Here is a 12,887-nt window from a genome sequence, read left to right on the forward strand (position 1 = left end):
ACAACATAATAAGAATAGATATGTCTGAATACATGGAAAAACACTCCGTATCTAGACTTGTAGGACCTCCTCCAGGATATGTAGGATACGAAGAAGGTGGACAATTAACAGAAGCAGTTAGACGTGCTCCATATTCAGTAATACTATTTGACGAAATAGAAAAAGCTCATGAAGATGTATTCAACATGTTCTTACAAATATTAGATGATGGTAGACTTACTGATAACAAGGGTAATACAGTAGACTTCAAGAACACTATAATCATAATGACATCTAATATAGGTTCTAGTTACCTACTTCAAGACCAAGGTGAAATAACAGAAGAATCTAAGAACCTTGTAATGGGTGAAATGAAGAGAAGATTTAAACCAGAATTCTTAAACAGAGTTGACGACATTATAATGTTTAAAGCTCTACAAAAAGACGAAATCAAGAAGATTATAGATATATTCATGAAGAGCTTGGCTAATAGATTAAAGGACAAAGATATATCTATAGAAGTTACAGATGCTGCTAAGGATATTATGGTTAGAGAAGGTTATGATCCTGTATATGGTGCTAGACCACTTAAGAGATATATAGGAAATACTCTTGAAACTATAATCGCTAGAAAATTAATTGCAGGTCAAATTAGAAATGGAGATACTGTAGTTGTAGATGGCGATGGGGATAATATAGATATATTTGTTAGATAGTAAATTTATAAAATGCCTGCTGTATGTAATTTACATATGGCAGGCATTTTTAATATTTTATCCAATATCAACTATTTCATATTCTCTATTTCCAAGTCCTTCTGCATAAGCTTGTTCCACAGTATGAATAGCATTTCTAGAATCCATTCTCTCAATTAAAGAAGCCTTACCTGGATCTGGAGAATTTTTAACTGCATCGTAGCAAGCTTGGTCTAAAGCGACTGGGTCAAGGCTTGCGTATATTCCTAAATCGGCCATTTCTGGATCGTGAGGGTTTGCATCACAGTCGCAATCGATTGATAATTTATTTGCTACATTTATATACGCTAGGTTTTCTTCCTTGAAGTAATCGATTACAGAAGCATCTGCATCTGCCATAGCTTCTAGAAATGAATCGTGGTCGGCAGTCCAAATATTTTCTGGAACTCCTGCTCCGTGTATATAAGCTTTACCGTGTGAAGAAGCAATTCCTATAGACATATTTTTAAGCGCTCCTCCGAATCCACCCATAGCGTGTCCTTTAAAATGAGATAGTATAAGCATTGAATCGTAATTTTTTATATGTGAGCCTACGTAGTTTTTATGTATTTGCTTGCCGTTTGGGACTGGAAGCTCTATTTCGCCGTCTTCGTCCATTATGTCGCAAGGAGCTATTTTTGTGAAGCCATGTTCTTCTATTGCTTTCCAGTGTTCTTCAGTTGTATTTCTTCTTCCTTCATATGCTGTATTGCATTCTACTATTGTTCCTTGTAATTTATCTATTAAAGGCTTGATTAAGCTTGGATCTAGGAAGTTATGTCCTCCTGGTTCACCAGTAGATATTTTTACAGCTACCTTGCCTTTTAATTCAGTGTTTAAAGCTTCGTAAATTTTAATTAGACTTTCACTTGTTATTTCTTTTGTAAAATATACTTTTGATTTTGTCATAATTATCTCTCCTTTATTAAATTTTTCCCTAAAGATTATTTATATATTCTAAATTTATATTTATTAATATATTGTAATTTTTCTAATTATAGCGTAACATTTAAGTTAAGTTTAATGTCAATAGTTTTGAATAAATTTTTTGGAGGAGACATTATGGGATATACGATTAAAGAAGCTTCTAAGATTACTGGTTTGCCGACATCTACACTTAGATATTACGATAGAGAAGGGTTACTTCCATTTATAAAAAGACTCGATTCTGGATATCGAAGCTTTTCTGAAGATGATATAGAGATGATTAAAATTATAGAATGCCTAAAAAAAACAGGTATGCCGATTAAAGATATTAAAAAGTTTACTGAATGGGTTCAAGAAGGTGACAATTCTTTGGAGGAAAGATATACGATGTTTCTAGAGAGAAAGCATGCTGTAGAAACACAAATAGAAGCCTTACAAAAAACTCTCGATGTCATAAATTATAAATGCTGGTACTATAAAACTGCTATGGAAGCCGGCACAGAGAAAATTCATTTTAAAAATAAAAAAGATGGCAAATTACCTTGCGAATAAAATGAGGAGGAAACGAAATTGAAAATAAAAGTTTTAATGGACAACAATACATACATAGATCAGTACTATTTAGGAGAACCGGCAGTTAGCTACTATATAGAGGTAGACGATAAAAAAATACTATTCGATGCTGGATATTCAGATGCTTTTATAAAAAATGCAGAAGCTATGGATATAGATTTAAATAAAATAGATACTATAGTACTATCTCACGGCCACAACGACCACACTAGAGGATTACAATATCTAGATAAAAAAATCAATCTATCAAAACCTGAAATAGTAGCTCATCCAGGTTGCTTCGAGGCAAAATACTTCGATGGGCAATTTATAGGTGCTCCTTATACTTTGCAGGATATGTATAGATTTAACTACACTCCTAGTAAGACACCTTATGAAATTTCTAAAAATTGCGTATTTTTAGGTGAAATACCTGTGCTAATGGATTTTGAACCTAGATATGCAATCGGTGTAAAGGAGGATTTAGAACTTTGCTGTAGTGAATTCTTTAGCAAGGATTATATACTAGATGATTCTGCTTTAGTTTTAAAAACAGACGATGGGCTTTTTGTAGTTACAGGCTGCTCTCACAGTGGAATCTGCAACATCGTAGAATACGCAAAAAAAGTATGCGATGACGATAGAATAATAGGTATATTGGGAGGTTTTCATCTATTTGAGGTAGACGACAGATTAAGTAAAACTATCGATTACCTAGAAAAACAAAACATAAATACAGTTTATCCATGCCACTGCGTATCATTAAAGGCTAAGGCTGAGATGATCAAAAGCTTAAATGTAGAAGAAGTTGGAGTTGGTTTAGAAATTTTTATATAAAGTTAGTATACAATTCATAAATGTAGTATATTATTATAGATAACAATATATTGGGAGGTTAAAAAGTGGAGACTAAACAAACAAAGAGAATAATTCTAAGCGCCACATATATAATAGTTCTATTTTTTGTTTTATATAGAATTACAGATATTTTAGGTGTTCTTGGAGTTTTACTATCTATAATAAAGCCTTTTTTAATAGGTGGGGCAATTGCTTTTATACTTAGCATTCCTATGAATTTTTTAGAAAGAAAATTTAAAAAACTCAAAAGACCGATAAGTCTACTACTTACTTTTTTAATTTTTATATTAGTAATTTTAGCTTTAATCTTTTTAGTTGGACCAAAGCTAGTAGAAACAGTCAGCAATATTGTAGATACTATACCTGGTGCAATAGATAATTTACACGCACTAGTTGAAAAGACAAATATAAACTGGAAATTAATTCAAGACTCTATTACTACTGCTGAAATAGATTGGCAAAGCTTGAGCAATAAGGCTTTAAATTTTGTCAAGGATTCATTTGGTAGCTTATTTACATCTACTTTTGGAGTAGTATCAGGTGTTGTTTCAGGTATTGTAAGTGTAGTGATAAGCTTCATATTTGCAGCTTATATACTTATATCAAAGGAAAAGCTGAGCATACAGCTTAAAAAATTACTATACGCATTTTTACCAGAAAATATAGTAGACAAAATGATAGAAGTAGGAAAGCTTACACACAAGACATTTACTAATTTCTTCACATTCCAATGTATAGAATGTCTAATACTTGGATGTATGTTTTTTATATGTATGGTAATACTTAGAATTCCTTATGCATTGCTTATAAGTGTGATGATAGCTATCATGGCATTAGTTCCAATATTTGGACTTTGTATAGCTTTTATAATAGCTTCCATACTTATAGTTATGGTGGATCCTATAAAGGTAGTAGTATTTGCAATTTTATTTGCAGTACTTCAACAAATCGAGGGTAATTTAATATACCCTAAAGTCGTAGGTAAATCAATCGGACTTCCACCTATATGGGTAATAGTCGTTATAACTATAGGATCTAAGCTAATGGGTATTGTGGGAATGATACTTTTTATTCCTCTAAGCTCTGTTATTTACACACTTTTGAGTAAATCAGTTTCTAAAAGAATAAGAAATAGACGAATTTCTAGCAATAAATGGAGTTAAATTAAAAACTATCTCATTAAACTTATAGTGAGATAGTTTTTTTTCACATTTTTATGATATAATTAAAATTTGAGAAGAAATAATAAAGGAGTGGAAATTTTTGACAAATACATTATATATAGTTAGACACGGACAAACTGAATGGAATATCCTAGGCAAAACTCAAGGCCACGGTAATTCAGATTTAACAGCTAAAGGAGTAGAACAAGCAGAGCTTTTGGCAAACAGCATGACAAAATATCCAATAGATTGTATCTACAGCAGCGACTTAGGAAGAGCTTATCAAACTGCTGAAATTATAGGAAATAAATTAAATATAGAGGTCGAAAAAACTGAGGCTCTAAGAGAAATGAACTTCGGAACTTGGGAAGGCAGACTTATAAAAGACATAATGGAGGAGGATCCTGCTTTATACCGTCAATGGAGAAACGAACCTCATTTAGCAAAAATTCCTCAAGGTGAAACTCTAGACCAAATAAAAGAAAGAACTGATGCTTTTATAAAAGAAATAAACGAAAAATACGATGGAAAACACATAGTTTTAGTAACTCACTCACTATGTGCTAGAATTATGCTTTTATCATTTTTAAATTCACCAGTTGAAAATATCTACAGATTAAACCAAGGAAATACAGCTTTAAACATAGTAGAGCTTAGAGATTACGGTCCTGTGGTTATGAAAATGAACGATACTACACATATTATAAATGATGAAAAAATAGAAAATAGTGCATTGGAGTAGGATATAATGGCTAAAGTAATAGTTGTAGGAGGCGGACCTTCTGGAATAATGGCGGCAATAAGCGCTGCAAATAACAATCACCAAGTAATATTAATCGAGAGAAATGAATCTCTAGGCAAAAAGCTAAGACTTACTGGCGGTGGAAGATGTAATATTACAAACAACAGATATATAGAAGATTTTTTCGATAAGGTTGTAAACAACAGTAAATTTTTATACAGCAGCTTTTACTCATTTACAAATGAGGATTTGCTAAGCTACTTAGATAGTATAAATGTAGAGTATAAAATAGAAGAAGAGCACGACTCTAAAATATACACTAAAAATGATAAGGCACTTGATCTTATAAGAGGCTTTGAAGAGGACTTATCTAGAAAAAAAGTAAAAGTATTGTATAATAAAAGAGTGACAGACTTAATAATAGAAGACGATACTGTAAAAGGCGTTGTATTAAACGACAGTGAAAATATATACGCAGATAAAGTAATACTATCTACTGGTGGCAAAAGTTACGCTCATACAGGCTCTGATGGAAGTATGTACGAGATTTTACAAAAATACGGACATACTATAACTAAGACGCTACCAGCCCTATGTCCATTAAAGACAAAGGAAGCTTGGGTCAAAAACCTTCAAGGTATATCTATGAGCGGTGTAAATATATCTACTAAAATCAAAAGGAAAAAAATCTCAAAAACAGGAGATATGATATTTACCCATTTTGGCATAAGCGGACCAGTTGTTCTTATAATAGATTCTTATATAAATAAACAGCTAGCAGGAGAACACGTAGAGATATTTATAGACTTTTTACCAAATACATCAAAGGACGAGATAGTCAGCTTAATAAGAAATAACCCAAATAAAAATATAGCAAACAGCCTAAAGGCAATACTTCCAGAGAATTTTATAAAGGAGCTTCTAAATATATTAAATTTAAGCGACATCAAGGGAAATTCACTTAATAAGGAAAACGAAAATGCAGTAATTGAAAATATAAAAAATATGAAGCTAACAATAACATCATCTATGGGATTTAAGGCTGCAATGGTAACCTCTGGTGGGGTCAGCACTAAAGAGGTAGATGCATCTACCTTGGAATCTAAAAAGATAGATAATTTATTTATAACAGGAGAATTACTAGATTTAGATGCTGAAACAGGAGGCTACAATTTGCAAATAGCATTTTCTACAGGTTATTTAGCAGGACTTAGTTTATAGTAAATTTTTAAAATAGGAGAACAATCATGAAAAATATAATAATAGCAGTAGACGGACCTGCAGGAGCAGGCAAAAGTACAATAGCTAAGATAATAGCTAAAAAATTAAATATAAACTACATAGATACAGGTGCTATGTACAGAGCAGTAACTTTAAAATGCTTACAAAACGACGTAGATGTAAAGGACGAAAAGGCAGTAGTTGAAATGGCAAAATCTACATCAATCGACTTTAGAGACAACAACATATATTTAGACGCAAAGATAGTAAACGACGAAATAAGAACTCTAAATGTAAGCAAAAACGTATCTGATGTAGCGAAAATAAAGGAAGTAAGATATTTAATGGTAGATTTACAGAGAGAAATAGGAAAAGACAATGCAGTAATACTAGACGGTAGAGATATAGGCTCTTACGTATTTCCTAATGCAGACTACAAATTCTATCTAGTCGCTACTCCTGAAGAAAGAGGAAAAAGACGCTACATAGAATTAAAGGAAAAAGGATATGAAGGGACTTTAGAAGATATAATAAAGGACATAATAAGAAGAGATGAAATAGATTCAAATAGAGAATTTGCACCTCTAGTAAAAGCAGATGATGCTATAGAAATAGATACAACAGGCAAAAGTATAGACCAAGTTGTAGAAGCTGTTTTAGAAAAAATTAAATAGATTAAAGGAGAGATTAAATTTGACTTTTTACAATTTTGTACTTAAGCTCTTTAGAGCGTTTACAAAAACTTTTTTTAAATTTGAAGTAATAGGTATAGAAAACATACCTACTGAGGGAAACACAATTATTGCAGCAAACCACAAGTCTAATTTCGACCCTATATTTGTTGCATGTGCTGTAAATAAAACTAGAAAGATGACAGCTATAGGAAAAGAGGAATTATTCAAAAATAAATTTATGTCACTTGTATTAAATAAATTAGAAATAATTCCGATTAATAGAGAAAACCCAGGACTTAACACTATAAAGAGAATTCTTAAATATATAAAAAACGAGTACGCACTTGTAATGTTTCCAGAGGGAACTAGAACTAAAGGCGATGATTTTAGCGATGCAAAGGCTGGTGTTTCACTATTTGCAATAAAGGGAAAGGCAGTCGTAGTTCCATGTACAATTTACTCAAGCTATAAGCTATTTAGCAAAGCAAAAGTTTACTTTGGAGAGCCGATTTCACTTGAGCAATATTACAAACAAAAGCTTACTAGCGAAGATCACGAAAAAATAGCTGAAGAAATAATGGGAGTTATAAAAGACAATTACAACAAGCTTTCAAATGGAGATTTATAATAAGGAGGTCCCCAATGAAAATTAAAATTGCTAAAAACGCAGGCTTTTGCTTCGGTGTAAAAAGGGCTATGCAGATGGCAAGTGATGAGCTAGACGACAAAAGCACAAAGGTATATTCACTTGGTCCTTTAATACATAATAAACAAGCAGTCAGCAAATATGAAGAAAAAGGCCTTAAAGTAGTAGAAGAAATATCAGAAATTCCTGCTGACGAAAGAGTAATTATAAGATCTCATGGAGTAGGAGAAAATATATACAACGAGGCTCACAGTAAAAGCGTAAAAATAGTAGACACTACATGCCCTTTTGTCAAAAAAATCCATGAAATAGTAAATGATTTTTATAAAAAGGGATATAAAATTATAATAATAGGAAACAAAAATCATCCTGAAGTTATAGGCATAAATGGATGGTGTGATGACAACGCTGTAGTTATAAAGACTAAAGATGAAATAGATCAAATAGATTTCGACGAAAACAAAAAATACTGTGTCGTTAGTCAGACTACAGTAGATGTAGACGACTATGAAAAAATAACTTCAAAGCTAGCTTCTGTATTAAAAGATGCTACAATAAAAAACACTATCTGCTCTGCAACTAAGGAGAGACAATTATCAGCTAAAAACCTAGCTAAAGAAGTCGATTGTATGATAGTTATAGGCGGAAAACACAGCTCTAATACACAAAAGCTAGTAAATATCTGTAAAGAGGTTACTAATACTTTTGCTATTGAAACAAAGGATGAGCTAGATAAAAATGATCTTAAGAAGTACAATCTAATAGGAATAACTGCAGGAGCTTCCACTCCTGATTGGATTATATCTGATGTAATAGAATTTTTAGAATCTATATAATTTAAAATAGCTAGATTTCTAGGAGGTAAAACTAGATATCTAGCTATTTTTCATATCAATTCAAAAATATCCTTTGAAGATGTTTTTATATATTTTATAAATTTTTTCACAGCTGGAGTTAAATAGCTGTTTTTCTTGTATGCGAGATAAATACTTCTATCGCAATTTAGGTTATTTATTTTTAGTTGTTTTATCTTGAAATTTTCAGGATTCATGATGTTTGCGACAAATGCAATTCCAAATCCCTCTGACACCAATCCATAAATTCCATTTTCATCCTCTCCCTCACATATGATTTTAGGAGATATGCCTTCTCGCTTAAAAATATTTTTAGTAACTATTCCAAGAGCTGTATTTTTTTCATACGCGACAACTGGATACTTTTCTATATCCTTTAAATCTACAGAATCGAATTTGCTCAAAGGATGATCTTTTGGAACTATTATAAGAAATTCATCTTTAAATAGTAAATCAAATATTATATCGGGTTCATTTTCTACATAAGAGCAAAATACAACATCGTATTTCGAATTTTTAAGTCCTGTTACTAAATCACTAGTTATTCCTTGCCTAAAAGTAAAGGTTATATCTTTATTGTTTTCTAATTCTAAAAACGCCCTTACCTTTTTAGGTATAAAATAAGAAGCTAAAGGTGATATATAAGCTATATCTATATGACCATTTGTTTCGCTAGTAACTTGCTTTAATTTTTTTTCGCCTATTTCTAAAGTATTTAATGCCTCCTCTACATATTCTAAATATAGTTTTCCATACTTAGTCAGCTTTACATTTCTTCCATGTCTTTCAAATAAATATGTACCGAGTTCGTTTTCTAAATTCGAAATCGCTTGGCTTAAACTCGGCTGAGATATATTTAGCTCATCGGCTGCATTTCTAAAATGCTGCAATTTTGCGACTGTCTTAAAGTAATAAAGTTGATTCAAATTCATATTTTCACATCCTAAATAATTTTAAAAAGAGTATATCACAATTGATAGTTAATTCCTATCAAAAATCACAAAAATTAGTATTAGATTTATCATATTGTAGGGATTATAATTAAAATATAATCAGCGATAAAAAATTAACAAAGTTATTTTATATATACGCAAATTTTAATAGAAATTAATGTTAAAATATTTATCTAGATATAATTTTATACTAAAAATAAAAACAAAGGGGAAATACTATGGAAAAAGTAGTTGAAGTTAGAAATTTAAAACTAGGTGAAGGTATTCCAAAAATATGTGTACCTCTAGTAGGAAAAACAGATGAACAAATAATAGCAGAAGCTGAATACTTAAAAGACTTAAAATTAGATTTAGTTGAATGGAGAGTCGATCACTATGAAGGAGTTGAAGATTTAGATAAAGTAAAAAACATACTTTCAGCTCTTAGAGACAAAGTTGGCGACTTACCTATATTATTTACTTTTAGAAGTAAAAAAGAAGGTGGAGAAAGAGAAGTTTCAGATGAATACTACGCAGAGCTAAACAAAAAAATAGCAGAAACAAAAATGGTAGATTTAGTAGACGTAGAATTATTCACTGGAGATGAAATAGTAAAAGGCATAGTAGAATTTGCTCATCAAAACGGCGTAAAGGTAGTAATGTCAAACCACGACTTCTTCAAAACACCAGAAAAAGAAGAAATCATAAAAAGACTTTGTAAAATGCAAGACTTATGTGCAGATCTACCTAAAATAGCAGTTATGCCTAATACATCAGAAGATGTAATAACTTTGCTAGCTGCTACTGAAGAAATGTCTACTAAATACGCAAAAACACCAATTATAACAATGTCTATGGGTGGACTTGGACTTGTAAGCCGTCTAGCTGGAGAAACATTTGGTTCAGCACTTACATTTGGAGCAGCTAAGGTTGCATCAGCTCCAGGACAAATATCAGTAGATAAATTAGCTGAAATTCTTGATGTAATGCATCAAAGTAGATAATAAAAACAACAAATAAATACATAAATATAAATAATACCTAACTTAGATAAATATAAATAATAATCATTCTTTAGAAATTGGAGGAAGTAAAATGGCAGAAAGAATAACAGGACATACAGAATTAATAGGTTTAATAGCAACACCAATTAGACACTCATCATCACCAAGAATGCACAATGAAGCATTTGCAAAATTAGGACTTGACTACGCTTACATAGCATTTGAAGTAGGTGCAGAAGATCTAGAAGATACAATAAAAGGATTTAGAGCTATGAAGGTTAGAGGATCAAACGTATCTATGCCTAATAAAACAATAGTACACAAATACTTAGACAAATTATCTGAAGCTGCAGAAATCTGCGGTGCTGTAAACACTATAGTAAACGACAACGGTGTTTTAACAGGACATATAACAGATGGAATAGGCTACATGACAGGATTAAAGGATGCTGGTATAGATGTAATCGGCAAAAAAATGACAATAGTAGGTGCAGGTGGAGCAGCTACTGCAATTCAAGTACAAGCTGCACTTGATGGAGTTAAAGAAATATCTATATTCAATAGAAAAGATGAATTTTACAAAAGAGCTGAAAAAACAGTTAAAGATATAAACGAAAGAACTAATTGTAAAGCTACTTTATACGATTTAGATGATTTAGATAAATTAAAAGAAGAAATAGCTTCAAGCTACCTATTTGCCAATGCTACAGGAATGGGTATGAAGCCACTTGAAGGACAAACTTATATACCTGATAAATCATTTTTAAGAAAAGACTTAATAGTTACAGATGTTGTATATGCTCCAACAGAAACAGCTTTATTAAAAATGGCTAAAGAAGTTGGATGCAAAACTTTAAATGGCTTTCCTATGATGTTATTCCAAGGTGCTGCAGCATTTAAATTATGGACTGGTCAAGATATGCCTGTTGAGTACATAAAAGAAACAATGGGTATCCAATATTAATAAATATACCATAATAATACACTTTTATATATTCTTAATTTTCAAGAAAAAATTGACTATCGTAAAATCAAATTTTCGATAGTCAATTTTTTTTTTTTATTTTTTCTTTTTAAATAAAATTAAGTATGTAAATACTGTTATTAAAAGTCCGATTGCAGCTGCAATTAAAAACTTAAGTGCATATATATGTATATCTGCAACTGGTACACTGTCGTTTATTCTAAAAATAAAATAATCTATACTTACACTATCTGTATTCAAATTTGACTTTTGTAGTAATCCCAGCTGTATAAACTTAAAAATTAGTGAAGAAGTTATTACAGTTAATATTGATAAAATTATAAGCTTGATATGATTTTTTATACCTTTCATTCTTTAGTTTCCTTTCATATATTTGTTGACCTTGTCAGATTTTTCTAATTATACTATATATCTATATACTAGCACAAAAGATATGTGTTTTTGTATATAATATTTATTTTTGATATTATTATATTATAAGAAAATCTCTATCATAAAGATCCATAATGTTGATTTTCTTGAAATGCATGACGGAAATTATATTTATCCATAATTTTCAAAGGAATATAATTTCCTATGCATTATAAAAAAATCTTTAAATGAGGAGAATATAAAATAATGTACAAAATTATGATTATAGAAGATGAGGCTAATATTAGAATAGAATTAAAGACAATACTTGAAAATGCTTTGTACAATGTAGTACTAGTAGATAAATTTGAAAATGTAGTAAAACAGATAATCGATGAAAATCCAGATATAATACTGCTTGATGTAAATTTACCAAATAGAAGCGGGTTAGATATATGTATGGATTTAAGAAAAATTACAGAAAATAAAAATGTACTAACTCATAAAGGCGTGACTTTAGATGTTTTAAATGCCACTGTAAAATACGTTGAGTGTAAATATAACTAGAATCAGAAATAAGCTATCAGAAATTGGTGTAGAGGATTTTATCGAGACAAAGAGAGGGTTAGGTTATAAAATATGAGATTTACAGATTATTTAAAAGATAAAATTTTAGTTATTTTACTCAACATATCTGCTCTGTTTTTCTTAGATATTTTCCTGATTTTAGTAAATAATAGTTTAAATACGATTGTAATTATATCATCATAACAAAATCGATGATAAGCTCATCTACAATATATACGAAAATAAAACAGCTGATGTAAATAATTATCTTCGCGAGGAATTTAATTATCCAAGACAAGATAAAGGTAAGATAACTGAAAGCGAGTACTTCGACTACGATATATTTATGAAAGTCAGCGATTACAATAAGCTCAGGAAAATGCTCGGATATGAAGAGATACATTTAACAGACGATCAATTTGTAATCCAATGCAAAGATACTATTAAGACAAATATGCAGAATTATTTCAAAAATAAAAATATCACTATAAAAGGAAAAAATCTAACATGCAGTGGATATTATACAGAAGCTTTTGCTCAACGCATGCACAATGGAGCCGACTATGTAATTGTAGTTTCAGATAATATTACAGAAAGTATGAATAAATTTTACTCTTGTCTAGCAGTCGATATAGCTGGAAAAGCCGCGGAGGGTTTACAAGAAAAATTAGACAACGTAAAAAACTACTACAATGAAG

At 30.7% G+C, this 12,887-nt stretch carries 16 protein-coding genes and 1 pseudogene; 14 read left to right on the forward strand and 3 right to left on the reverse strand.

The genetic code is table 11. The annotated features are described in order from the left end of the window. Positions 1-695 (forward strand): AAA family ATPase (locus SPD90_RS08335; RefSeq protein ID WP_320924915.1); only part of this gene is annotated, 695 nt, incomplete at its 5' end. 57 nt (positions 696-752) lie between these two features. On the opposite strand, the gene SPD90_RS08340 is transcribed toward SPD90_RS08335, so the two are convergent. Next, positions 753-1,622, reverse strand: coding sequence for a DUF362 domain-containing protein (locus SPD90_RS08340; protein WP_320924916.1), 870 nt, complete (start codon positions 1,620-1,622; stop codon positions 753-755). Positions 1,623-1,775: 153 nt separating this feature from the next. Here SPD90_RS08340 and SPD90_RS08345 point away from each other — a divergent pair, with 153 nt between their 5' ends. The 8 genes from SPD90_RS08345 (at position 1,776) to SPD90_RS08380 (ending at position 8,332) form a co-directional block, all read left to right on the forward strand. Continuing rightward, positions 1,776-2,192, forward strand: a complete 417-nt coding sequence (locus SPD90_RS08345; protein ID WP_320627108.1) for a MerR family transcriptional regulator — start codon at positions 1,776-1,778, stop codon at positions 2,190-2,192. A gap of 18 nt (positions 2,193-2,210) precedes the next feature. Then, complete coding sequence (locus tag SPD90_RS08350; RefSeq protein WP_320627109.1) at positions 2,211-3,029, forward strand: MBL fold metallo-hydrolase; 819 nt, start codon at positions 2,211-2,213, stop codon at positions 3,027-3,029. Positions 3,030-3,094: 65 nt separating this feature from the next. Beyond that, positions 3,095-4,213 carry an AI-2E family transporter gene (locus SPD90_RS08355; RefSeq protein WP_320627110.1) on the forward strand — a complete coding sequence of 373 codons (1,119 nt, stop codon included), beginning with the start codon at positions 3,095-3,097 and terminating at the stop codon, positions 4,211-4,213. A 100-nt stretch (positions 4,214-4,313) separates the two neighbouring features. After that, entirely contained in the window at positions 4,314-4,955 is a 642-nt protein-coding gene (locus SPD90_RS08360; RefSeq protein WP_320924917.1) for a histidine phosphatase family protein, read from the forward strand. A 6-nt stretch (positions 4,956-4,961) separates the two neighbouring features. Further along, a complete protein-coding gene (locus SPD90_RS08365; protein WP_320924918.1) occupies positions 4,962-6,176 on the forward strand; it encodes an NAD(P)/FAD-dependent oxidoreductase in 1,215 nt (404 codons plus the stop codon). 26 nt (positions 6,177-6,202) lie between these two features. Continuing rightward, complete coding sequence (gene cmk / locus SPD90_RS08370; protein WP_320924919.1) at positions 6,203-6,850, forward strand: (d)CMP kinase; 648 nt, start codon at positions 6,203-6,205, stop codon at positions 6,848-6,850. A gap of 19 nt (positions 6,851-6,869) precedes the next feature. Next, the gene (locus SPD90_RS08375) at positions 6,870-7,478 is read left to right on the forward strand and encodes a lysophospholipid acyltransferase family protein (protein WP_320924920.1); all 609 of its coding nucleotides are present in this window, start codon (positions 6,870-6,872) and stop codon (positions 7,476-7,478) included. Positions 7,479-7,492: 14 nt separating this feature from the next. After that, positions 7,493-8,332, forward strand: a complete 840-nt coding sequence (locus tag SPD90_RS08380; RefSeq protein WP_320924921.1) for a 4-hydroxy-3-methylbut-2-enyl diphosphate reductase — start codon at positions 7,493-7,495, stop codon at positions 8,330-8,332. Between the two features lie 50 nt (positions 8,333-8,382). Here the strand turns inward: SPD90_RS08380 and SPD90_RS08385 are convergent, their stop codons facing one another. After that, positions 8,383-9,282 carry a LysR family transcriptional regulator gene (locus SPD90_RS08385; protein ID WP_320924922.1) on the reverse strand — a complete coding sequence of 300 codons (900 nt, stop codon included), beginning with the start codon at positions 9,280-9,282 and terminating at the stop codon, positions 8,383-8,385. A 239-nt stretch (positions 9,283-9,521) separates the two neighbouring features. Between SPD90_RS08385 and aroD the strand changes: the two genes are divergently transcribed. Together aroD and SPD90_RS08395 are read left to right on the forward strand one after the other, a co-directional pair. Then, entirely contained in the window at positions 9,522-10,286 is a 765-nt protein-coding gene (aroD, locus tag SPD90_RS08390; protein ID WP_320924923.1) for a type I 3-dehydroquinate dehydratase, read from the forward strand. A 91-nt stretch (positions 10,287-10,377) separates the two neighbouring features. Continuing rightward, positions 10,378-11,250 (forward strand): shikimate dehydrogenase, encoded by an 873-nt coding sequence (locus SPD90_RS08395; RefSeq protein ID WP_320924924.1) that lies wholly within the window; start codon positions 10,378-10,380, stop codon positions 11,248-11,250. Between the two features lie 96 nt (positions 11,251-11,346). On the opposite strand, the gene SPD90_RS08400 is transcribed toward SPD90_RS08395, so the two are convergent. Next, positions 11,347-11,622 (reverse strand): hypothetical protein, encoded by a 276-nt coding sequence (locus SPD90_RS08400; protein WP_320924925.1) that lies wholly within the window; start codon positions 11,620-11,622, stop codon positions 11,347-11,349. Positions 11,623-11,889: 267 nt separating this feature from the next. Between SPD90_RS08400 and SPD90_RS08405 the strand changes: the two genes are divergently transcribed. From SPD90_RS08405 to SPD90_RS08415, 3 genes and pseudogenes are all read left to right on the forward strand, one after another. Next, positions 11,890-12,189, forward strand: coding sequence for a response regulator transcription factor (locus tag SPD90_RS08405; protein ID WP_320924926.1), 300 nt, complete (start codon positions 11,890-11,892; stop codon positions 12,187-12,189). After that, positions 12,170-12,265 (forward strand): winged helix-turn-helix domain-containing protein, encoded by a 96-nt coding sequence (locus tag SPD90_RS15305; protein WP_320924927.1) that lies wholly within the window; start codon positions 12,170-12,172, stop codon positions 12,263-12,265. Before SPD90_RS08405 ends, SPD90_RS15305 begins: the two co-directional genes overlap by 20 nt. Positions 12,266-12,535: 270 nt before the next feature. Then, positions 12,536-12,887, forward strand: a pseudogene (locus SPD90_RS08415) (hypothetical protein); the annotation flags it as partial.

The organism is Intestinibacter sp., from assembly GCF_034113885.1.
Taxonomy (GTDB): domain Bacteria; phylum Bacillota; class Clostridia; order Peptostreptococcales; family Peptostreptococcaceae; genus Intestinibacter.

What these genes read in the sequence shown, in the direction of transcription:
- SPD90_RS08365 (WP_320924918.1), top strand. Translation starts at nt 4,962, where the DNA reads ATGGCTAAAGTAATAGTTGTAGGAGGCGGACCTTCTGGAATAATGGCG.
- cmk (WP_320924919.1), top strand. Translation starts at nt 6,203, where the DNA reads ATGAAAAATATAATAATAGCAGTAGACGGACCTGCAGGAGCAGGCAAA.
- SPD90_RS08345 (WP_320627108.1), top strand. Translation starts at nt 1,776, where the DNA reads ATGGGATATACGATTAAAGAAGCTTCTAAGATTACTGGTTTGCCGACA.
- SPD90_RS08405 (WP_320924926.1), top strand. Translation starts at nt 11,890, where the DNA reads ATGTACAAAATTATGATTATAGAAGATGAGGCTAATATTAGAATAGAA.
- SPD90_RS08380 (WP_320924921.1), top strand. Translation starts at nt 7,493, where the DNA reads ATGAAAATTAAAATTGCTAAAAACGCAGGCTTTTGCTTCGGTGTAAAA.
- SPD90_RS08400 (WP_320924925.1), bottom strand. Translation starts at nt 11,622, where the DNA reads ATGAAAGGTATAAAAAATCATATCAAGCTTATAATTTTATCAATATTA.
- SPD90_RS08340 (WP_320924916.1), bottom strand. Translation starts at nt 1,622, where the DNA reads ATGACAAAATCAAAAGTATATTTTACAAAAGAAATAACAAGTGAAAGT.
- SPD90_RS08385 (WP_320924922.1), bottom strand. Translation starts at nt 9,282, where the DNA reads ATGAATTTGAATCAACTTTATTACTTTAAGACAGTCGCAAAATTGCAG.
- aroD (WP_320924923.1), top strand. Translation starts at nt 9,522, where the DNA reads ATGGAAAAAGTAGTTGAAGTTAGAAATTTAAAACTAGGTGAAGGTATT.
- SPD90_RS08395 (WP_320924924.1), top strand. Translation starts at nt 10,378, where the DNA reads ATGGCAGAAAGAATAACAGGACATACAGAATTAATAGGTTTAATAGCA.